17 protein-coding genes are annotated in these 20697 nt (G+C 71.7%); 8 read left to right on the top strand and 9 right to left on the bottom strand.

Annotated features, from left to right (window positions below; all coding sequences use genetic code 11):
- The 3 genes from ABFX54_RS30460 to ABFX54_RS30470 form a co-directional block, all read right to left on the bottom strand.
- The coding region (locus ABFX54_RS30460) for an NACHT domain-containing protein (protein ID WP_346110006.1) at positions 1-1722 on the bottom strand (1722 nt) is incomplete at its 3' end.
- The gene (locus tag ABFX54_RS30465) at positions 1719-2405 is read right to left on the bottom strand and encodes a hypothetical protein (protein ID WP_346110007.1); all 687 of its coding nucleotides are present in this window, start codon (positions 2403-2405) and stop codon (positions 1719-1721) included. The genes ABFX54_RS30460 and ABFX54_RS30465, both read right to left, overlap by 4 nt.
- Entirely contained in the window at positions 2396-5926 is a 3531-nt protein-coding gene (locus ABFX54_RS30470) for an nSTAND1 domain-containing NTPase (RefSeq protein ID WP_346110008.1), read from the bottom strand. Before ABFX54_RS30470 ends, ABFX54_RS30465 begins: the two co-directional genes overlap by 10 nt.
- Before the next feature lie 213 nt (positions 5927-6139).
- Between ABFX54_RS30470 and ABFX54_RS30475 the strand changes: the two genes are divergently transcribed.
- Entirely contained in the window at positions 6140-7435 is a 1296-nt protein-coding gene (locus tag ABFX54_RS30475; protein ID WP_346110009.1) for an ATP-binding protein, read from the top strand.
- Positions 7436-7504: 69 nt separating this feature from the next.
- The gene (locus ABFX54_RS30480; protein WP_346110010.1) at positions 7505-8014 is read left to right on the top strand and encodes a hypothetical protein; all 510 of its coding nucleotides are present in this window, start codon (positions 7505-7507) and stop codon (positions 8012-8014) included.
- A gap of 29 nt (positions 8015-8043) precedes the next feature.
- Here ABFX54_RS30480 and ABFX54_RS30485 read toward each other — a convergent pair whose 3' ends face one another.
- Positions 8044-9951 (bottom strand): serine hydrolase, encoded by a 1908-nt coding sequence (locus ABFX54_RS30485; protein ID WP_346110011.1) that lies wholly within the window; start codon positions 9949-9951, stop codon positions 8044-8046.
- A 179-nt stretch (positions 9952-10130) separates the two neighbouring features.
- Between ABFX54_RS30485 and ABFX54_RS30490 the strand changes: the two genes are divergently transcribed.
- On the top strand, positions 10131-10643 hold the full coding sequence (locus ABFX54_RS30490) for an NUDIX hydrolase (protein ID WP_346110012.1): 513 nt from the start codon (positions 10131-10133) through the stop codon (positions 10641-10643).
- A 12-nt stretch (positions 10644-10655) separates the two neighbouring features.
- Here ABFX54_RS30490 and ABFX54_RS30495 read toward each other — a convergent pair whose 3' ends face one another.
- Positions 10656-11609: an NADP-dependent oxidoreductase gene (locus tag ABFX54_RS30495; protein ID WP_346110013.1), complete on the bottom strand. Its 954-nt coding sequence runs from the start codon at positions 11607-11609 to the stop codon at positions 10656-10658.
- A 117-nt stretch (positions 11610-11726) separates the two neighbouring features.
- On the opposite strand from ABFX54_RS30495, the gene ABFX54_RS30500 reads away from it, so the two are divergent.
- Positions 11727-12695 (top strand): GlxA family transcriptional regulator, encoded by a 969-nt coding sequence (locus ABFX54_RS30500; RefSeq protein WP_346110014.1) that lies wholly within the window; start codon positions 11727-11729, stop codon positions 12693-12695.
- A gap of 17 nt (positions 12696-12712) precedes the next feature.
- On the opposite strand, the gene ABFX54_RS30505 is transcribed toward ABFX54_RS30500, so the two are convergent.
- Together ABFX54_RS30505 and ABFX54_RS30510 are read right to left on the bottom strand one after the other, a co-directional pair.
- The gene (locus ABFX54_RS30505) at positions 12713-13777 is read right to left on the bottom strand and encodes a Kelch repeat-containing protein (RefSeq protein ID WP_346110015.1); all 1065 of its coding nucleotides are present in this window, start codon (positions 13775-13777) and stop codon (positions 12713-12715) included.
- A gap of 25 nt (positions 13778-13802) precedes the next feature.
- Positions 13803-14732 carry an NADP-dependent oxidoreductase gene (locus ABFX54_RS30510; RefSeq protein ID WP_346110016.1) on the bottom strand — a complete coding sequence of 310 codons (930 nt, stop codon included), beginning with the start codon at positions 14730-14732 and terminating at the stop codon, positions 13803-13805.
- Between the two features lie 137 nt (positions 14733-14869).
- Here ABFX54_RS30510 and ABFX54_RS30515 point away from each other — a divergent pair, with 137 nt between their 5' ends.
- The 3 genes from ABFX54_RS30515 to ABFX54_RS30525 are packed head-to-tail and all read left to right on the top strand — an operon-like array spanning position 14870 to position 18550.
- Positions 14870-15766 carry a helix-turn-helix transcriptional regulator gene (locus ABFX54_RS30515; protein WP_346110017.1) on the top strand — a complete coding sequence of 299 codons (897 nt, stop codon included), beginning with the start codon at positions 14870-14872 and terminating at the stop codon, positions 15764-15766.
- 34 nt (positions 15767-15800) lie between these two features.
- Positions 15801-16322, top strand: a complete 522-nt coding sequence (locus ABFX54_RS30520; RefSeq protein WP_346110018.1) for a GNAT family N-acetyltransferase — start codon at positions 15801-15803, stop codon at positions 16320-16322.
- 32 nt (positions 16323-16354) lie between these two features.
- Positions 16355-18550, top strand: coding sequence for a DUF6571 family protein (locus ABFX54_RS30525; protein ID WP_346110019.1), 2196 nt, complete (start codon positions 16355-16357; stop codon positions 18548-18550).
- On the opposite strand, the gene ABFX54_RS30530 is transcribed toward ABFX54_RS30525, so the two are convergent.
- Both ABFX54_RS30530 and ABFX54_RS30535 read right to left on the bottom strand, forming a co-directional pair.
- Entirely contained in the window at positions 18513-18995 is a 483-nt protein-coding gene (locus ABFX54_RS30530; RefSeq protein ID WP_346110020.1) for a hypothetical protein, read from the bottom strand. The two genes, ABFX54_RS30525 and ABFX54_RS30530, sit on opposite strands and share 38 nt — an antisense overlap.
- A 100-nt stretch (positions 18996-19095) precedes the next feature.
- Positions 19096-19887, bottom strand: a complete 792-nt coding sequence (locus tag ABFX54_RS30535; protein WP_346110021.1) for a hypothetical protein — start codon at positions 19885-19887, stop codon at positions 19096-19098.
- Between the two features lie 150 nt (positions 19888-20037).
- On the opposite strand from ABFX54_RS30535, the gene ABFX54_RS30540 reads away from it, so the two are divergent.
- Complete coding sequence (locus ABFX54_RS30540; RefSeq protein ID WP_346110022.1) at positions 20038-20688, top strand: hypothetical protein; 651 nt, start codon at positions 20038-20040, stop codon at positions 20686-20688.
- Positions 20689-20697: the final 9 nt, after the last annotated feature.

The following is a 20697-nucleotide window of genomic DNA, read 5'->3' on the forward strand; positions in this document are numbered from 1 at the left end:
CGGCCCGCCCACCCCCCCCCCCCGCCGGGGCACCCCGCTGCCCCCCCCGGCGGCGGCCGGCCAGGGTGACAGCGACAGTCCGGTGGCGAGGGCCACCCAGCTCGCCATCAGCGTCAGGGTGAGCACCCGCTCGGCCCCGGTCCCGGCCGCGCCGGCCGCCGATCCCGTCCAGAACGCCAGCATCGCGACGCACGCGAAGAGCACGCAGGCCAGGCAGTGCACGATCAGGACGATCCGCCGGCCGCCGATCGGCCACAGCAGGTGCGGCACGATGTCGATCGCCGTCAGCCCCGGCGGCGGCCGGTCCGTCGCGGCTCCCCGCGCGGCCTGCCGGCGCAGGTGACCGGCCAGCAGCACGAGCCACGACCGCACCTGATCCGGCTGGTACGCGGCCCCCTGCGCGGCGGCACGAGGCGTGAGCACGGTCGCCGCCGGCACGTACGCCTCCAGCAGCCTCCTGACGATCCGCGCCGCTCCCTCACCGCTGTCGAGCCCCGGCTCAACCCGCAGCAGTTTGTCCGGATCGGCGCCCGACTCCACGGCGGTCACGGTCAGCACCAGCCGCCACGGCGTGGACAGCGCGGCGTGCACGGCCTTGCCCGCCGGCCCGGACAGCGCCTCGTGGACGGCCTCGCGCCGCGCGGCGTGGGGGTGCCCGTCCGGCCAGCGGGCCCGCAGGTATGCGCCGATCTGCTGGTCGGTCAGGGAATGCAGGTGGATCTGGGCGGCGTCGTCGAGCCCGACTCCGGCCTCGCGCAGTTCGGCGTGCCGGTCGGCCCGGCAGGTCACGACGACCGCGCCAGGCCGCCGGCCGGACAGGTCGCTGTAGCGGTTGAGCTCGGCCAGCAGCCCGATCGCCCGGCGCGGCCGGCCCCATCCGGGCTCGGGATCCAGCTCGTCCAGCCCGTCCACCACCGGCAGCACCCGGCGGTCACGTACGAGCCGCTGCGCGTCCCTGGCCGCCAGCCCGAAGTCCTGCGCGAGCTGCTCGGCCAGCCAGGTCTCGAACGGCCGGCCGAGGGTCCAGCGGGCCGCGTTCAGCCGTACCGGCACCGGTTTGCCCTGGTCGAGGCGGCCGGTGAGCACGGGCTCCAGCAGTTGCAGCACCAGCTCGATCGCCAGCACCGTCTTGCCCGCCCCCGACTCGCCCACGACCAGCAGGCGGCGCGGGCTCAGGCCGTCGAAGAACCGGCCGATCGTGTGCAGATCGTGCGTGGTCTCGCCGGGGTCGCCGTACCGGCTGAAGGAGAGCGCCGCGAGGTTGTAGCCGCCGAGCAGCCCCTTGCGCGCCCGGTCCTCCTCGCGGAGCACCCGGCGGATCAGCAGCTCCACGGCGGGGTCGGGCGTGGCGATGGCGGGCTCATCGACGAGCACGGGAACGGACGGTTCCGCGAGGGCCGTCCTGGCCGCCCGCCAGCGTTCGAGCTCACCGGGGACCAGCTCGGACGGGTACTCGCAGTAGTGGAGGCACGCGGTCACGAAAGCCCGGACGAAGTCCCAGCGCGGCAGCCGGTCGGTCTGTCGCAGAACGTGCGAGACCGTGCTCTTGGGCAGCATGTCGACCGTGGCTCCGTCGGCGGCCGTGGTCTGCCCGCCGAGCGAGCGCAGCCGGCTCAGGGACGGCTCGCCCGCCCACTGCTTGAGCCGGACCAGCGCCCCTACGAAGTCCTCGGTGCTGCCCGCCCCGATCGGATCAGGCGGCCGGGGACGTTCCTCGATCATCCCTCTCCCGCCCGTACCAGCGACCAGACGAACTCGTCGCCGTGCCGCCACGGCCACCGGCCGTCACGGCAGCGGCCCTCCAGCGTCTGCACGTGCCGCGACTCCATCAGGAAGTTGCGCGCCTCGTCGGCCTCCACCAGGTCACGGCCGACCGCGATGGGCACGAACCCGTGGCGCGGGATGTAGACCCAGCGCCCCCGGTCCCAGTCGTAGGGGTCGAACCAGCGGTGCCGCACCGTGCCGGACACGCTCACCTCGGGCCCGTCCCTGGTCAGCACGAACGACCCCTGCGAGCGCAGCAGGCTCATCCTGCTGACGTAGAACAGCTCCGTGCCGATGAAGGCGTTGATCCGCGCGTCCCAGTGGTCGTGCAACCAGCTCGACTCTCCCTCCCGCAACTGCCGCGCGCTCCGCGCGAGCTGCCGTTCGAAGCGGCGCTGGTTCTTGCGCTCGGCCTTCTTGATCACCTTGAACGAGCGCAGCCACCGCTGCGACATCGTCCGCGACGCGCCCGCGCCGTCCATGAAGTGCTCAAGGAAGTCGGACGCGATCGGATGGAAGTCGCGGCCGCCCTCGACGATCGAACGGAACAACGCGACCAGTTCCGGGACCGGCCGGCCTGTCCGCCGCCGTAAGCCTCGCAGGAACATCGTCGTGGTCTCCGTCCTCAGGGTCAGGGACACGTCTGGCGGTACTCCTCCTGGGGCACGAGATTCTCCCACTCCTCGCGGGTGAGGGAGCGCCCCGCGTTCGCGCACGCCGCGGCCACCAGGTCAGGGGGCGTGCGGACGTTCCACAGCCGCGCCGTCCTGTCTCCCGACGCGGTGGCGAGCGTCGTCCCGTCGCGGCTGTAGACGAGGTCGGTCGGGCTCTTGCCGTGGCCTCTCATCGCGGGCCCGAGCCGCCGGTAGGTCAGCAGGTCCCAGAGTTGCACGTCGCCGCCGATGAGCCCGGTGGCCAGCACCTTGCTGTCGGGGCTGAAGCCGAGCGCGGTCGCCATGCCGTCGTCGGTGATCAGGCCGATGCCGACAGGACGGCGGCGCGGCACGTCCCACAGCCGCACGCTGTTGTCGTACGCGGTCACGGCCAGCCGCTGCCCGTCGGGGCTGAAGGCCAGGTCGTTGACCAGCCCGCCGTGCGCCTTGAACGTCGGGCCGGGCAGCTCCTTGCCGGTGGCGACGTCGAAGAAGCGGATCCGGTCGTCGAAGCCCGCGGTCGCCACGATCCTGTCGTCCGGGCTGAGCGCCATCGCCGTGATGACGTCGGTCGCGTCGCGTACGGTGATGCGCGGCCCGAAGTCCCTGCGGCTCGCGAGGTCCCAGAACACGAGCGACTTGTCCCGCTGGGCGGCGACGAACCGGCCGTCGGAGCTGATCAGGGCGTGGTGCAGCGACTTCTCGTGCGCGATCTCGCGGCGGCTCGCGACGTCCCAGAGCCGGATCCCGTCCAGGCTCTCCGACAGGAGCGTCCGCCCGTCGGGGGTGAACTGGAGCCGGTACGCCGCCGAGGGGCGGGCGGTCACGGGACGCAGCGGCGGGCCGAGAGGGCGCTGGTGGGCCGCGTCCCACAGCTGGAGGTCGGGGCTCTTCTCGTCGGCGACGCCGGTGACCAGGATCCGCCCGTCCGGGCTCAGCGCGACGGCTCCCGACGCCGGCACATGGGTCCCCTTCTGCTGCAGCGTCCACGGGTCGGCCAGCCGGACCACGCCGTCGCCGCTGGCGGCGGCCAGCAGCGTCCCGTCCGGGCTGAACGTGATGTCGTCGACACCGGAGTAGTTGTCGGCCAGCGCGAACACCTGCCGCCGGCTGGCCGTGTCCCACACCACGGTGCGCCCGCTGTCCCCGCCGGTGGCGATCCTGGTGCCGTCCGGGCTGAAGGCGATCGAGGAGTAGCCGGCGGTGCGGTCGATGAGCCTGCCCTTCTGCTTCCGCGTGGCCACGTCCCACACCCGGCCGGTACGGTCCCAGCTCACGGTGGCCAGCCTCGACCCGTCGGGGCTGATGGCGACGTCCGTGACGGGCTGGGCGTGTCCGGTGAAGGGCTCGCCGAACTGCCGGGACGTGGCGGTGTCCCAGAGCCGCGCGGTCCTGTCCTCCCCGGCGGTGGCCAGGGTCTTCCCGTCCTTGCTGTACGCGATCCCCAGGACGGCCTTCTTATGGTCGAACCCCTCGTGCGCCCGGCCCATGGGAGCCCCGTGCGGGCGCTGCGTGGCCACGTCCCACTGCTGGACCACGCCGCTGCTGTCGCCGGTGGCGAGCGTCCTGCCGTCCGGGTTGAACGCGAGCGTCCTGACGACCCCGCCGGCCTTCACCTCGGAGCCCACCTGGCGACGGGTACGCACGTCGTAGAACAGGACGCTGTCGAGGCAGGCCGTGGCCAGCGTCCGGCCGTCGGTGCTCAGGGCCAGCCGCACGCTCGAACACTCGTATCGACCTCGCGTGATCGGGGCGCCGATCTGCCGTCGCGTCGCCGCGTCCCACAGCCGCGCCGTCCCGTCGTCGCTGCCCGTCGCGATGAGCGCGCCGTCGGGGCTGAACGCCACCGCCTTGACGCCGCGCCCGTGCCCGGTCAGGGTCCCTCTGCCGGTACGGGTCGCCGCGGTCAGCACCCGGTTGCGGGCCTCGTTCGTGGGCGCGATCTTCCACGCGGCCACGGCCAGCATCGAGGCCAGGGCCGTGTCGCCGGTGACCTCGCTGTGCAGCGCGAGCTGGCGGGAACTGGCCAGCCCGCGCTGCCGGTTCGCCGCGTCCGCCGCGTTGACGGCGGTGCCGGCCGCGACCAGGGCGATCGCCGACAGCGCCACCAGACCCGACATGACGAGCCGGCGGCGCCGGGTCGTCCGCCGCGCCTCCCGCTCGGAGGCCGCGACGAAGCTCTCCACGGTGGCGCCGGGCGGAGGGAAACTGTCCGGATCGCGCTCCCAGCGGGGCCGGCTGTCCTGGACGGCCAGCAGCCGGGGCCCCCGGTAGAGGAAGGCGGGGTCGCGGTGGTTGTCCGCCCACTGCGCGGCTGCCTCCACCAGCCCGTCGTACACCGACTGCGCGGAGAGATCGGGTTCGAGCCAGCGCCGCAGGGCGGGCCAGGCGGTCAGGAGCGCGTCGTGGGCGATCTCGGCGCTGTCCTCGTGCAGGGTGAGCAGCCGCCGGTCGGCGAACGCGGACAGCAGCGCCGCCGTCCGCTCCCGGTCCTGCGCGTCGTGCGCGGACGCGGCGGCGTGCAGCTCGGCCAGCGTCGCCCGGCGCCGCGCCACCCGGCCGCCCGCGGTGATCGTCGTCATCCGCCGGAACACCCTGAGCGCCGCTTTTCGGTCGTCCGGCCGCAGCACGTCGAGGACCTCGTCGGCCGTACGCCGGACGGAGTCGCGGACCCGGCCGGAGTCCTCGTACCCGCGGACCGTCAGCGTGTCCTTCTCGCGCCGCTCCCAGGTGTTGCGCAAGGCCTGGGAGAGCAGGGGCAGGGCGCCGGCCTCGTACCCGTCGCCGGCCCCCAGCTCCGCCAGGATGATCTCCACCAGCCCCGGTTCGAGCCGCAGGCCCGCCGTGGCCGCCGGGCCGGTGATGGCCAGCCGCAGGTCCGGTTCCGTCATCGGCTCGACGATGACCTGGCCGTCCTGGATCGCCGCGGCGAACCGCGGGTAGGCGGCGCAGCGGTCCCAGTAGTCGGCCCGCACCCCGACGATCACCGCGGCGCCGTCCCGGCCCTGGGCCAGGGCATGCAGCGTCCGTACGTACGCCTGCCGCTCCCGCTCGTCGCTCACCAGCGTGAACAGCTCCTCGAACTGGTCCACCACCAGCACGAACCGCCTGCTGAGCGCGTCACCCGGCGCGTGGCGCAAGCGCGAGGCCGTCGTCTCGGCCGTGCCGCCGAACTCCCGTACCCACGCCGCGGCGAGCGCGGCGAACGGATCGGCGCCCGGCGTCACCAGCAGCCGCGGCCAGTCCCGCGACCCGGGCAGCGGCAGCATGCCCTCCGCCAGCGCCGGCATCAGCCCCGCGCGCAGCAGCGACGACTTGCCCACCCCCGAGGCGCCGGAGACGAGCAGCACGGATCCGTGCCCGGCCAGCCGGCCGGCCAGGCGGTCCAGCAGGCCGCGGGTCGCCCGCGTACGGCCGAAGAACAGCTCCGCCTTCGTGCTCTCGAACGGGACCAGACCTTGGTAGGGGCACACGTCGTGAGATCGGCCGCCCCCGCCTCGCTCGCCCATGGCGCTCATTCTGGCCAATCACCCGCACGCCCTCAATCATGTTTGCGCGCGATGCCGGGCTCGCCCGTCCCGTCCGATTCCGTCCAATGCCGTCCGAACGGTGGCTTGAACAGGCGGGACGCGGTTTCGATGGTCAAGAACGACGGGGGATGCGTCGTGAGACAGGCCGACGATGAGAACGGGGGTGTCGGAGGAATGTATCCCGGTGCCGGGATGTCCTTGGGGGAACTGCTGCGCACGTGGCGCCGGCGGGCGCTGCTGACGCAGGAACAACTCGCCGAACGGGCCGGTCTGAACGTCAGGACGGTGCGCCGGCTGGAGAACGACGGGCTGCTGCGGCCCAGGACCACCTCGGTCCTGCTGCTGGCGCGGGCACTGGACCTGGACGAGGCCGAACGGGCGGCCCTCAACACGGCCGCCCGCAGCGCCGCCGGCGCACCCGTCGCCGGTACGGACACGGGCGGGCCCGTCGTGGCCGACCCGCGACCGTGGACCGTCCCGCGTCAACTGCCCGCCGACGTCGCCGCGCCCGGCGTACGGGAGCGCGAGGCGGCCTTCGTGACGGCCCGCGGCACCCAGCCGGTCGTGTTCGTCACCGGCATGGCCGGGACGGGCAAGACGGTGCTGGCCGTGCACGCCGCCCACCGCCTGGCCCCTCTCTTCCCCGACGGGCAGCTCTTCGTGGACCTGCACGGCCACGCCCAGGGGGCGGCGCCGGTGGAGCCGGGCGACGCGCTCGCCCGCGTGCTCCGCACCCTGGGTGTGCCCGCCGAGCACGTCCCGTGGCACCTGGACGACCGCGCCGCGCTGTACCGCAGCGTCCTGGCCGGCCGCAGGCTCCTGATCGTCCTGGACGACGCCGCCGGCGAACACCAGCTCGACCCGCTCCTGCCCGCCACGCCCGGCTGCCGGGTGATCGTCACCAGCCGCCACCGCCTGACCTGCCCCGGCGACGCCCGGATCCTGTCCCTGGACACCCTGCCCCTGACCGAGGCGGTCGCCCTGTTCGTCCGCACCGCGGGCTGCGACCCTGACGCGCCTCCTGACGCGCTGGCCGAGATCGTCCGCCGCTGCGGCCTGCTTCCCCTGGCCATCCGCCTCGCCGCCGCCCGCCTCCAGGCCCACCCCTCGTGGAACGCCTGCCACCTGCTCGACCGCCTGACCACCGACCGCCTCGCCGAACTGGTGGCCGGCCACCAGAGCGTCACCGGCGCACTCAACCGCTCCTACGAACGCCTGCCCCCCGACCAGCGCCGGGCCTACCGACTCCTGGGCTCGGCCCCGCACCCGTCCTTCACCCTCGGCACCGCCGCCGCCCTGCTGAACACGACGGTGGACCGGGCGAGCCGGCTGCTGGACCCGCTCCTGGACGCCCATCTCCTCCAGGAGCCGTCCCCTGGCCGCTACCGGCTGCACGACCTGGTCCACGCGCACGCCTCGACCCTGCGGCCACCGCACGGCGTCAGACCCTCCGTCCGCGTCCGCTGCCGCACGGCCTCCTTGACGTAGCCGCGAGATCACCGCCTGGATGAGTGATCCGCCGACATCGTTGAGTCAAGACCTGTAGGGTCTGCGATCATGAAAAATCACACTCTGAACCTCGGCCGTTCGGCCCTGGCCGCCGCGCTCGCCGGGGGAATCATGCTCGCCGGCACTCCGGCCCTCGCCGAGCAGAAGCTCCTCTTAGGCCCCACGGGCTACGGCTCCGTGAAGCTTGGCATGACCGCGGCCCAGGCCAGGGCGACCGGGAAGATCGTTCGCAAGTCCGTCCGCAACTCCCTGCCGACCTGCACGACGTGGGACCTGAAGGAACAGCGCTACGGAAACGACCGGGCGGGCGTCTTCATCTCGAAGAGGCACGGTGTCGCCGCCATCGCGGCGCCGGGCAACGTACGCACTCCGCAAGGAATCGGCAGAGGCTCGACCATCGCCCAGCTCCGGCGGGCCTATCCCGACTTCAGGATCAACGCGGACGGGCCCATCGCCAGTGTGCCCGGCAACCGGAGGGCGACCTTCGTCTTCCACCTCTCGAAGACGAAGGTGCTGGGCGTGGGCCTCTTCCTCAAGAAGCAGGACTGCTTCAAGTAGAGCCGAGAGCCTGATCCCTTGACCGCCGGCTAGAACAGGTCGTGGGCGGGCCAGACGGAGACGGATCGGTAGACGTCCCACATCATCGCGTCCAGGTCGACGTTGTTGCCGTTGGCCGCGGCGGCCCAGCAGAACTCGTTCCCGGTGCGGACGATGACGGCCTCGGTGCCCGGGATGTAGCGGCCGGTGTGCCACCAGTTGCCGAGGCTGTTGACGTACCAGCCGAGCCCGTAGGTCGGGCTGGCCGCCGACGGCGTGGTCATGGTGCTGATCGTGTCGCGGCGCAGCAGGTCACCGACGGTGGGGAAACCGTCGGCGCGCACCGCGAACCGGACGACGTCCACCGGCGAGCCCAGCCAGCCGCCGTGCGCGTCCGTGCGCCGCACCGGGATGGAGTACGGGTCGCCGGAGCCGTAGTAGACGACCTCGTCGGGCCGCCGCTGGGCGAGCGTGTCGGCGGCGAGGTGCATGTTGCCGATCCCGCTGGGCCCGAACACGTTCTGCCGGACGTGGTCGGCGTAGGACAGCCCGCTGACCTGCTCGATGATCCGTCCGAGCAGGCAGTAGCCGAAGTTCGAGTACATGTGCCTGGTGCCGGGCGCGAACTGCGGCGGCCGGTTGTCCAGCACCCACGTGATCAGCTGGGTCTGGTTCATCGTCGGGTTGGTGAACATCGGGTCGGTGCCGTCGTTGGGCCAGCCTCCGGCGGTGTGCTCCAGCAGGTGCCTGACCGTGATCGAGCGCAGGTCCGCGCTGTACGGCTGGGTGCCGTACCGCGTGCCCAGGAGGGCGCCGGTCCCGAGGACTCGCTGGTCGAGCGCCAGGCGGCCGGACTCGACGAGCCGCATGACCGCGACCGCCGTGATCGGCTTGGAGACGCTGGCCACCCGCATGATGTGCCGTTCGGTGAGCCGTTCGCCGGTGTCCCGCCTGGCCAGGCCGTACCCCTTGGCGAAGACCAGCGCGCCGCGGCGCGCGACGGCCAGCGAGATGCCGGCCACGCCAGAACCGGTCAGGTGCCGGTTGACGGCGGCGTCCGCGCGGGAGAAGTCGTTCGCGGTCTGGCTCACCCAGATCGCGGCGAAGCGCGGCAGGCCGTACCCGCTCACCTTGACCGGCCGGTAGCCGCGGCGCACGTGATCGTCGAAGGCAGCCTGATAGGCGGCCGAGTCGAGACCGTGCCTGGCCGACCAGACCGGGCCGTCGCCGTGCGCGAAGACCGCCGCGAACAGCTCAGTGCTACCCACCATGTACCCGCTGACGTGAACCGGACGGAAGCCCTGGTTCGTCAGGTTGGTGAACTCGGCCTGGTACTGGGCGGCGGTCAGGTTGTGCCGCCCCACCCAGGCCGGCCCCTCCGTCTGCTCCCAGATCGCGGCGAACCGCGCCTGCCCGCCGACCTGGTACCCGTCCACGAGCACGAGCCGGTATCCGAGGCCGAGCAGGCGGTCGAACTCGGCCTGGTACTCGGCCGAGGTGAGGTTGTGCCGGGCCACCCAGGGCGGGCCGCCGGTCTGCTCCCAGATCGCCGCGAAGTGCGCCTGCCCGCCGACCTCGTAGCCACTCACCACGACCGGGCGATATCCCAGGCCGGTGACGCGGGTGAACTCGGCCTGGTACTGCGCCGAGGTGAGCCCGTGCCTGGCGATCAGCGGCGGGCCCGGCGCCTGCTCCCAGATGCCCGCGTACCGGGCCTGGCCGCCGACGGCGTACCCGTCGACATGCGTGGGGCGGTAGCCCAGCCCTGCCAGCCGGTCCCACTCCGCCTGGAACTGGTCGGCGGTCAGGTTGTGCCGCGCCACCCATCCGAACGGCCCCGCCATCGCGGTCCGTACCTCGCGACCCAGCCCCGCCAGGTCGAGCCCGAGCAGCGCGCCGAGCCCGGCGGCCGCGTGCAGGACATCGCGCCGGCTGTAGGGCACGAACGGAGACATCATGGTCAAACCCCCCAAAGCTGTTGGACGATCCAACGATGAGGTCGGCGACCGGAGCGGGCCTGAGTAGGGCCGTACTCAATCGGAGCTGCCGCTTGGGACGGCAACTGCCCCGCGAGCGACCGGCCTCACCCGTCTCGGTCGGGGAGTGATCTGGCCGGCATCGGGGGATGGGCAGGACCATGACGGAACCGATCGTGCCCGCCCCGGACCACGAGCCCCTTCCGGCCCAGAGTCACGGACAGAGCTGGCTGGTGTCCTGGCATCCCGCCGGCGACCCCCCGCCGGGCAGGCCGCACGGATCCGCCGGGGTCTGCCTGACCGACGCCGGCGAGCTGGCCCTGATCAGCCACGACGGCGAGCACTGGGGCTTCCCGGCAGGACGTCCGGAAGGGGAGGAGACCTACGAAGAGACGCTGCGCCGCGAGATGTGGGAGGAGGCGTGCGTCACGGTCACCGCGGCGCGGCTGCTCGGCTACGTCCGCAGCGAGTGCGTCCGTGGGCATGAGCAGGGGCTCGTCCTGGTCCGCGCCTTCTGGCGGGCGATGACGTTGGTGCATCCGTGGGAGCCGCGGTTCGAGATCAGGCACCGGCGCCTGGTCCCGGCCGCCGACGCGCGCCACCACGTTCGCGATCCCAACATCGTGAGCAGGAGGTTCGACCACCGGGCCCTCGCCGAGGCGGGCCTGCTGTGACGGTGATCTCGATCAGCCGGCCAGGGTGAGGACGAGCTTGCCGCGCGTGCGGCCGGCCTCGCCCCGGGCGTGGGCCGCGCCGGCTTGATCGAGCGGGAAGGTCTCCGCCACCTCGACGGCGACCTGACCTTCGTCGATCAGGCCGGCGATCGTGGTCAGCGCGGGGCCGTCCGGCTCCACCAGGAACGGGGTGGCGCGCACGCCGGCCACCTCGGCCGCCCGGACCAGCTCAGGCGAGACCCCGCCGGGGACGGCGACCAACAGGCCACCGGGACGCAGGACCTCGATCGAACGGGTGCCGGTCCGGTCCTGCCCGTCGCCCACCAGGTCGATGACGACGTCCACGTCCTTGACGGCCTGCTCGAAGCGGGTGGCCGTGTAGTCGATGACCTCCTCGGCGCCGAGCTCCCTGAGCCAGGGGTGGCGGGCGGCGCTCGCGGTGGCGATCACGTGGGCGCCCAGGTGCCAGGCGAACTGGACCGCGAAGTGGCCCACCCCGCCGGCCGCGGCCGTGATCAGGACCCGCTGCCCGGCCTGTACGCGGGCGGTGTCGACCAGGGCCTGCCAGGCGGTCAGCGCCGCCAGCGGCACGGCGGCCGCGTGCACGTGGTCAAGGGTGGCCGGCTTGCGGGCCCACTGGCGGGCCGGCGCGGTCACGTACTCGGCGTACGCGCCGGCGGCCCGCGGGAACCAGGGCATGGCGTACACCTCGTCCCCGGGCACGAGCGTGGTGACGCCGAAGCCGACCTTCTCGACGACGCCGGAGACGTCCCAGCCCAGAATGAGCGGGAACGTCTGCAGCCCGGCCATGCCGTGGCCCACGCGGGTCTTCCAGTCCACCGGGTTGACCCCGGCGGCGTGCACCCGTACCAGCACCTCGGTCGGCAGGGGCTCGGGGCGCGCGACGTCCTCCACGGTCAGCACGTCCGGCCCGCCGAACTCCTTGATGGTGACGGCTCGCATCATGTCGTCTCACCTTTCTTCCGCCGGGACGCTGCTCACGGCCCCGGCGGAAGCAACAGTGGCGGGTACGCGTGGAGGCGTGTGAGTGGCCGGAAAGCCAGCTACCGTACCATTCCAGCCATGCCGCATCGTGTCGCCGTGCTCGCCCTCGACGGGGTCCTCCCGCTGGACCTGGGCATCCCGGCCCGGGTGTTCAACGAGGCCTGCGAACCCGACGGGACCCGCCTCTACTCCGTCACCACCTGCTCGCTCGGCGGCCGGCCGGTACGCACGCACGAGGACTACCGGATCGTCGTCGACCACGACGAGTCGGCGCTGGAGCGCGCGGACACCGTCGTCCTCGCCACCCAGGAGCCCGGCGAGCGGCTGCTCGCGACCGGCGCGCTCCCCGAGGAGGTCGCCGCGGCGCTGGCCCGCATCGGGCCGCGCACCCGCATCGTCAGCCTGTGCACCTCCGCCTTCCTGCTCGCGGCGGCCGGTCTGCTGAACGGCCGCCGGGCCACCACGCACTGGGCGCTGTGCGACGCGCTGGCGCGGCTGTTCCCCGAGGTCGAGGTCGATCCGGGCGTGCTGTTCGTCGACAACGGACGCATCCTGACCTCCGCGGGCGGCGCGGCCGGCATCGACCTGTGCCTGCACCTGGTCCGCCTCGACCACGGCGCGGCGGTGGCCTCGGCCGCCGCGCGGCGCTGCGTGGTCGCGCCGTGGCGCGAGGGCGGGCAGGCGCAGTTCATCGAGCACCCGGTCCCGCAGGACACCGACCGCTCCACCTCGGCGACCCGGCAGTGGGCGCTGGACCGGCTGGCCGAGCCGATCACGCTGGAGGACATGGCCCGGCACGCGCACATGAGCGTACGCACCTTCACCCGGCGCTTCCGCGGCGAGGTGGGCAGCAGCCCGCTGAAGTGGCTCGCCCAGCGGCGGCTGGCGCACGCGAGGCTGCTGCTGGAGTCCACCGACCTGCCCGTCACCCGGATCGCCACCGCCTGCGGCTTCGGCGACCCGGTCGCGCTGCGCAAGCACTTCTACACGTACGTGGGCCTGTCACCCCTGGCCTACCGCCGCGCCCACCACGCACCGGTTTCATAGGAAATCGAGCTGCGGCTTCACGGCCGGTAAGCGTCGTTGACGGCCACGGGGGCGGCGCCGCCCGCCGTGCCACCGCCGGGGATGTGGATCGTGCCGCCCACCGCGACGGCGGCCGTCCCGTGCCGGGGTACCGGCATCGGCGCCAGGCGCACCCAGCGGTCGCGCGCCGTGTCGTACGCCTCCGCCTCGGCGAAGACCGTGTTCGGGTTCGTCCCGTCGTGCCGGCCCTCGCCGCCGAACGTGTAGATCTTGCCACCCACCGCCGCGGCGGCGATCCCGCCCCTGGCCGTCGGCATCGGCGCCCGCTCCGACCAGCGGCGCGAGCGCAGGTCGAGCGCGTACACGGTGTCGCGCACGTTGACCTGCCCCCGGTCGCGACCCCCGAGCACGTAGAAGGTCGAGCCGACGACGGCGCCGCCGACGTGGTCGCGCGCCTGCGGCAGGCTCGGCAGGCTCTCCCACCGCCCGGTCATGACGTCGTACGACGACACGAGGTCCACCGTGTCCTGCAGCCCGCCGGGTCCTGGCGTCAGCGTACGCATGCCGCCCGCGAGATAGATCTTCGTCCCGCGTACGCCCATCGCGGCGCTGCCCCGCTCCAGGCCGGCGGGCATCGGCGGCAACGACGTCCACCGGCCGGTACGCGGGTCGTACACGAAGCTGTCGCGCAACGCCTGCCACGACGCGCCCCCGGACAGCCCGCCGAGCACGTAGATCCGCCCGCCGACCGTCGCCACGTTGGGATGGTTCATCGCGACGGGCAGCGGGGCCGCCTCCGACCAGGTGTCGCGCCGCGTGTCGTACACCTCCACCCGCCCGGTGGTCACGACGCCACCGGCCGGGTCGATGACGATGCCGCCGAGCACGTAGACCCGGTGACCGAGCGCGGCCACGCCGTGCTCCTGCCGGGGCCCGCCGCCGATCGCCGCCCGCCGTGACCACCCCTTCCCGTAGACCGGATCGGCCGGATCACCCGGCGCGGTCGTCGCGCCGGGCGTCGGGTGAGCAGGATGCGCGTACGCGGGCGAAACGGGGCCCGCCATCAGGGCGGCACCGAGGAACAGGGCGATGACACGTCTCATGATTCTCCTTGCTTCGTCAGTTTCATCAGGGCACGAGCACGAGCTTCCCCGTGACCGCCCCGCCCTCGACGACCATGTGCGCCTTGGCGGCCTCCGCCAGCGGCAACACCTGATCGACGTGCACGGTGAGCCGCCCGTCTGCGACGAGCGCCGTCAGCCGGGCGAGATCGGGAGCGGACGAGTGCACGACGAGCACGGCATGCCGGATGCCGAGCCCGGCGACCAGCTCCCGCGTGACCCCGGTGTCCTGCGGGTACGCGCTGACCAGCAACCCGCCGGGACGAACAACCCGGGCCGACCGTTCACCGTACGAGCCGCCGACCAGGTCGAACACCACGTCCACCGGCTCGATCTCGGTGAAGTCGCGAGCCCGATAATCGACCGGCTCGTCCACACCGAGGCGGCGCAGCAACCGGTGCTTCCCCGCACTCGCCGTGGCGACGACATGGGCGCCCCGGGCCTTGGCGATCTGCACGGCGAGATGACCGACGCCACCGGCGGCCCGGTGCACCAGCACCCGCTGCCCCTCCTCGACCCGGGCCAGACCCACAAGACCCTGCCAGGCGGTGAGACCGGCCATCGGCAGCCCCGCCGCCTGCTCGACACTCAGCCCCGAGGGCTTGGCCACGATCTCGTTGACCGACGCGATCACGTACTCGGCATAGGTGTTGCCCGCGCCCGGCATGGCGAGCAGCCCGAGTACCTCGTCCCTTTCGGAGAACGCGGACACGCCGGGCCCGACGGCCTCGACGACGCCGGCGACGTCCCAGCCGAGCGTGAACGGCGGCTCGCCGAGCAGCGGCAGGGCGCCGGAGCGTACGTGCACGTCGACCGGATTGACGCCGATCGCGCCGGTCGCGATGAGCACCTGCCCGAAGCCCGGCTCCGGCCGGTCGGCCTCGGCGAGTTCGAGCACGTCCGGCCCGCCGAGCGCGCGCTGGGTGATGACACGCATGAGGAGATCTCCCTGGGGTGGGTACGCGGCTTTCCCGCCCACGCTCGCCTGGAACCCCGGCCGCCGACCAGGGCTGAGCTGACCCTGGGGTCGCCACCCCCTGGCTACGCCCTGCCGCTGGGGGCCACCATGGAAGGGTGAACCTCAGCGAACTGGCCGCGTTCCTGAAGACCCGCCGCGCCCGCGCCCGCCCGGCCGACGTCGGCCTGCCTGTCGGCCCCCGGCGCCGGGTCCCCGGCCTGCGGCGCGAGGAGGTCGCCCAGCTCGCGAGCCTGTCGGCGGACTACTACACCGAGCTGGAACGCGGCCGCGGCGCCCAGCCGTCGGCCCAGACCCTGGCCGCGCTCGCCCGCGCGCTCCGGCTGGAGGGCGACGAACGCGACTACCTGTTCCACCTCGCGGGCCGCCCGGTCCCGGCCGCCCACGGCCCGACCGCGCACGTCCAGCCGGCCATGCTGGCCATGCTCGACCGCCTGGCCACGACGCCCGCCATGATCATCACCGACCTGCACGAGACCCTGGCCCAGAACGACCCGGCCGCCGCCCTGATCGGCCGCCACCCGATGCGGACCGGCCCGCAGGCCAGCTACGTCTACCGCTGGTTCACCGACCCCGCCGCCCGCACGCTCTACCCGAAGGACGAGCACCCGCACCACTCCCGGGTCTTCGTCTCCGACCTGCGCGCCGTCGCCGCCCGCCGTGGCCGCGACGCCCACGTCCTGCGGCTGGTGGCCACACTGCGCCGCCGCAGCGCCGAGTTCGCGAGTCTGTGGGACGACCACACGGTGGCGCTGCGCCGCGCCGACCACAAGCGCCTGGTCCACCCGACGCTGGGCATCATCGAGGTCGACTGCCACAGCCTGTTCAGCGAGGACGGCCGCCAGCGCCTGCTCTGGTTCACCGCGCCGGCCGGCAGCCGGGGAGCGGCCCAGTTGGAACTGCTGTCCGTCATCGGCACCCAGGACATGACCAGGGAAACCCTGGACACGACGGAAGGCGGTCCGGGCTTGAACGCGGCCGCACCGACCGGATAATCGCCATGCCGAACACCAAAGGGGAGCAGACTCGATGGGCGCGAAACTCCGGCCGATTCGCGAAGCAGACATACCGCATATCGAGGCTGGAGCCTCGACGCTCGAAGGCCTGGGGCACTTTCAGTGGTTCGGCTTCCGTACGTTCCACCGAATGAGGGAGAGGGTGGCCCAGGACGGATACCTGGGCCAGGAAGGAGGCGCCTTCGTCGTCGAGTCCACGGGCGCCGTGGCGGGCTATGTCACCTGGGTCAAACATTCCTGGGGCCCGGAGTCCTCATGGAACTGGACCATCGGCATCATCCTCTTCCCGGAATTCCGCGGCAGAGGCATCGGTACCGCCGCTCAGAAGGACCTCGTGGAATATCTTTTCGCGCACACCCGGGCGGAACGCATCCAGGCGTCGACCGACATCCAAAACGTGGCGGAGCAGCGCGCACTCGAAAAAGCCGGCTTCCAGCGCGAAGGAATACTGAGGCGCGCACAATGGCGCATGGGGGAGTGGCACGACCAGGTCCTCTACGCGGTGGTGCGAGAACGGCGCGCACCTGGCTCCTGACAAGGCGCCCCTGCAGGTCAAGCCCCTGACCTTTGAGCGGCTCGCTGGACCACCCCGCGCGACGGGACCGTCGTGCGGGGACTCAGGGGCATGCGTGCCACGTTATGCCTACTTGTTCGATCGATGCAGAAACGATCGGCTTTGCTCCTACGCTGGGGGCGGCTGCCAACAGGCGGGAGGCGATCGTGGAAATGACGCCGCCGGGCACCGGCCCGCTCTCCCCTGACTACAGCGGGCTCGATCCCGAGCGCATGGACGCGTTCATCACGACGTTCAAGACAGGTGGCGACCGGGTCGGCGAGGCGGCTGGCGCGTTGCGCCGGCTGCTGGAACAGGCGCGGCTGCCCGCGGCGGAGCTGCAGCCGCTCGCCGCCACGCTGTTGTGGCTGGATGCGAAGCTGCCGGAGCTGCGCCGCCGCGCCCAGACCGCCAGGTCCGCGAACGCGCTGACGCCGTGGCGGACGGGCTTGCTGCCGTTCAACGAGAGCAAGCTCATGTCGCAGAGCGAGGCCAGGAAGAAGGGGGCGGAGCTGGCCGACCGGTTCCGGGACGCGAGGTCGAGCTTTGGATCGTTCGGGGAGCGGCCCAACGACGCCGAGCTCGGCGCGCTCATCGCCGAGCTGGACGCGCACCGCGACGACCCGGACTTCACCGCGGCGTTCTTCGCCCGGCTGGGCGTGGAGGGGACGCTCGGCATCGCCGGCAAGCTGCGGCAGGGCATGCGGGATCCGGAGAAGGCGATCGACGTGGTGAGCCGCGCTTTCGGCACCGCGATCCGCGGCGGCGACGTCGTCACGCGCGCGGGCCGCGAGGACTCCGCCGTCTTCACGGGTACGGACGTGCCGGGCTTCGCCAAGCTCAAGGACGAACTGACCCGGGAGCCGCCCGAGCCCGGGCATCGTGCGCTGGGCTGGTTGCTGCGGGCCGGGGACTTTCCGCCCGAATGGCTGGCCAAGGTGGTCAAGGCGCACGCGCTGACGCCGGAGGCCGGGCTGCTGGGCAAGGAGATGGAGGGGTATCTCGACGCGCTCGGCAACAATCCCGCCGCCGCCCGGCTGGCTCTGGGCGCGGTGCGCAAGGACGGCGTGCCGCTCGCGGAGCTGCTGCGCGACCTCTTTCGGCGGACCCGGACGTCCGAGGCGGCGGACGCCTTCGGGCGGATGCTCGCGGCCGCGGCGGGGGCCTATGACGAGAAGGACGGGGCGCACTCGCCGGAGTCGGCGAGGTTCGCCTTCGATCTCATGCGGGCGCTGCCGGGTCTCGCCAATCCCACTCCGGAGGAACGGCGGCGCGGCATTTGGCCGGTGGAAATAGACGACTCGACCAGGAAGCATCTGGCGGAGGTCGCCGGCGCTTACGCGACGGAGGTGACCGAGGGGGCGAACCTGGGCGACTCGAATCGTACTCAGGGGAGTGCCTTCGGGTCGGTGAAGACGGTGGTGCCGGGGTTGAAGCCCGCTTTCCGGTTGTCGCCGGAGGAGACGTACGCGTTCATGAAGCTGTTCGCGGACTCCCCGGCTACCGTCGCGCCGTTCGAGGAGGGCATGGGCCGGCTGACGGACCGGCTCATGGCTGCCGCAGCTCAGGCGGACGGCAAAGGAAGCATCGACCACCTGGAACGGGCGATGAAAGCGCTCGGATACACCGCCGGCATGCAGTTCGCCGCCGAACGAGCCGTGCAAGGCTCACTCGACAAGAAAGACAAGGAGTTCCGTGAGCAGCAGGCCGCCAAGCTCGGCTTCTTCATCAATCTGGCGGGGATCCCCGTTTCGCTGCAGGGTCAGCCACTGTGGATCGCGGTGAGCACGATCGCGGGAACCATGATCAACAGCCTGAACGAGGTCGACAAGACGCGCCTGGACGCTCTCGACGACAAGACTCGACTGGCCGCACTGGTGAGAGGGCGGTGGCTGGTCGACATGCTCATGGCCCAGGGGTTCAAACCGGAGGTGTCGGCGGCCGACGAACGATTCAACACGCCGCCGATCGTGGACGAGAACGGCCGGCTGCTGCCCTTCGAGAAGATAGCTGAGAGCAAGGAAGCTCTCCGAAATCTCAACAACTGGCTGATCGCCAACGGCTCGGGCCTGACCGACAAGAGCCGCATCGGAGAGGCGATGACCCAGTTGGACGTGATGTTCCGCGGAGCCAAGGACGCGGCGGAGGACGAATGGAAGCGATTCGACGAACTCAGCCGGGCAGAAGGCAGTCCGTCTCGCCGCGGATGACCATCGCATTCCGAGCCGGCGACGACAGCACGATATGCGTCCTGAACTCCTTGCTGACCACATCCTGCACCGTGGGCTGCCCGGCCGCGTTCAGCTCATATTCGGCGACGAGATCGAGAGCGCCGATCATGACCAGGACCAGCGAGTCCGGGTCCCCTGATCCGATGTCATTCTTCGCGGTGGCCGCGTAAGTGCGTTTGACCTTGCCCGCGCCGCAGGGAACGTCCTTGCCACCCGGGTCCGTGACCTTGATGTCCTTGGCCTGAGCTCCTTCGAAGGTCCGCGTGATGTGCTCCTTGAGCGTCACCCCCGCTTCGGCAGCCGTGGGTACCTTCGGCTCCTCGTTCCCCCCACACCCGGCCAGCACGAAAAGCCCGATCAGGGGCGCCGAAAGCACGCGCCATGCCGGATTCATCATTGATTTCCTCCGAACGCAGGCCAGCATCCGGACAAGTCTCATAATGTTCGATAGCTCCCTGCAAGCCATCCAATCGAATCCCTCTAGGAAACCGATGGCTCCGGTACCCAATCCGCGCCATGCGGAGTTACAGCACCTCATCGCCCAGGCCAGGGCGCACGTGGACCGACTGGAGACGGCACTCGACCCGGCCTGCGACCAGTTCGCGGGCCAGGCCATCTGGGTCGGCCGCACCGCCCAGAACTTCGCCAGAGAACTGACCGGGCACCGCACCCGGGTCAGAGCGGTGGCACAAGCCGTTCTCGCGACTCTGGAAGAAGAGATGCGCCGCACACCCCCCGAGGGACCGCCCGCGTGAACCTGGCGCTCCGGCCACCTCGAAGAAGCGCTGAACGCCGTCGACATCCACAGTCGCAATGACGAAAACATCGCCGTTCGGAGCATGGGAAAGACAGTCGATGTCACCGTCCACCCTGTATCCGTACGGCATTTTCTTCCCCCATTTCTCGTACCCGCCGCCCAGAGCTACCGACGTCCCCTCCAAGACATCGCCGAGGCCCGGAACGGTCACACCGCGTTTCCCATCGACCCGCGCCGGACCCGTCCCCTTCGGCCAAACCAGCCCGACAAGCGTCGAGCGGGTCGTCATCAGCTCCAGACACCTGTTCTCAGCGTTGTATCTGACCTCACCTTTCTCAGCGACGAGGAAGTCGATCGTTGAGCTACGGACGACGATCCTCGGATCGCGACCCACCGCACGCAGGTAGTCAACGCCGTCATCCGCGACGCCTGACGACTGCTCAACCGGAGGCGCTGGAGCCGATACGCGGCCGTCCGGCGGAGAGCAGGCGGCCAGCGGGATCAGCAGCGCCAAAACAGCCGTGCCGAAGGTCCGGGGATGGCCGCGTAACCGTCTCATGGGCGCATCCAACCATCAGCAGGCGGGCAAGCGAACCGGTCCAGCCGCCATGGCGTGCCGGATGCGGTGCTCGTCTCCCCTCCGCGTGGATTGACGTGCTATACATTTATTATAAGGAGCGTTAACCCAAATTATCAGAGGAGCGCCGGCATGGAGTTCACCGTTCTGGCAGGGCTCGGCGGGATCGGGTTCGTGCTCGTCGGAGTCGTCATCAACGCCATCTACCTCCGCTCCGGCCTCCCCCTCCCGACCTCGGGCAAGGGCCTGGACGCGACCGTCGACTCGTACGCCGGCCTCACCGACGCCCTGAAGAAGCCGTCGGTCCTCGTACCGCTGACCTGGCTGTTCCTCACACTCTTCGCCACCGGACTCCTCTCCGCGCTATGGGGTGGAACCGGAGACCAGGGCGCGTGGGCGCTGGTGGGCTTCGCCGGAGTGCTGCTCCAGAACGCGACGTTCACCTGCATCGAGGCGCTGCGCTTCGGCATGGCCACCGCCGCCCGCCACGGACGCGGCGAGATGGCAGGCCTGTGGGGGATGAGCAACGTGCTGTTCGGCTTCAACCAGGCATTCCTCGCCATGGCCCTGCTCGGCTTCACTGCCGCCGGGGTCGGCGCCGGCCTCGTCCCCTTCTGGCAGGCGGCCCTGGGCTATCTCAGCGCCGCCCTGCTCATGCTGTCCGCGCTCGCCGCCCCGTACAACGTCGAAGGCGGCAACCGTCTCGGGCTCGCCGGGCTGATCGGCTGGCTGGGCTGGATCACCTGGATCGTCGCCTACAGCGTCTCCCTGCTGCTGCGATAGCGTCACTCA

The organism is Nonomuraea maheshkhaliensis (assembly GCF_039529435.1).
Lineage (GTDB): Bacteria > Actinomycetota > Actinomycetes > Streptosporangiales > Streptosporangiaceae > Nonomuraea > Nonomuraea maheshkhaliensis.

Excerpts from the sequence above, each read along its gene's own strand:
- ABFX54_RS30495 (WP_346110013.1), bottom strand. The coding sequence starts at position 11,609 with ATGATGCGAGCCGTCACCATCAAGGAGTTCGGCGGGCCGGACGTGCTG.
- ABFX54_RS30530 (WP_346110020.1), bottom strand. The coding sequence starts at position 18,995 with ATGCTGGCCTGCGTTCGGAGGAAATCAATGATGAATCCGGCATGGCGC.
- ABFX54_RS30500 (WP_346110014.1), top strand. The coding sequence starts at position 11,727 with ATGCCGCATCGTGTCGCCGTGCTCGCCCTCGACGGGGTCCTCCCGCTG.
- ABFX54_RS30480 (WP_346110010.1), top strand. The coding sequence starts at position 7,505 with ATGAAAAATCACACTCTGAACCTCGGCCGTTCGGCCCTGGCCGCCGCG.
- ABFX54_RS30490 (WP_346110012.1), top strand. The coding sequence starts at position 10,131 with ATGACGGAACCGATCGTGCCCGCCCCGGACCACGAGCCCCTTCCGGCC.
- ABFX54_RS30540 (WP_346110022.1), top strand. The coding sequence starts at position 20,038 with ATGGAGTTCACCGTTCTGGCAGGGCTCGGCGGGATCGGGTTCGTGCTC.
- ABFX54_RS30520 (WP_346110018.1), top strand. The coding sequence starts at position 15,801 with ATGGGCGCGAAACTCCGGCCGATTCGCGAAGCAGACATACCGCATATC.
- ABFX54_RS30470 (WP_346110008.1), bottom strand. The coding sequence starts at position 5,926 with ATGGGCGAGCGAGGCGGGGGCGGCCGATCTCACGACGTGTGCCCCTAC.
- ABFX54_RS30510 (WP_346110016.1), bottom strand. The coding sequence starts at position 14,732 with ATGCGTGTCATCACCCAGCGCGCGCTCGGCGGGCCGGACGTGCTCGAA.
- ABFX54_RS30475 (WP_346110009.1), top strand. The coding sequence starts at position 6,140 with ATGTCCTTGGGGGAACTGCTGCGCACGTGGCGCCGGCGGGCGCTGCTG.
- ABFX54_RS30535 (WP_346110021.1), bottom strand. The coding sequence starts at position 19,887 with ATGAGACGGTTACGCGGCCATCCCCGGACCTTCGGCACGGCTGTTTTG.
- ABFX54_RS30485 (WP_346110011.1), bottom strand. The coding sequence starts at position 9,951 with ATGATGTCTCCGTTCGTGCCCTACAGCCGGCGCGATGTCCTGCACGCG.
- ABFX54_RS30505 (WP_346110015.1), bottom strand. The coding sequence starts at position 13,777 with ATGAGACGTGTCATCGCCCTGTTCCTCGGTGCCGCCCTGATGGCGGGC.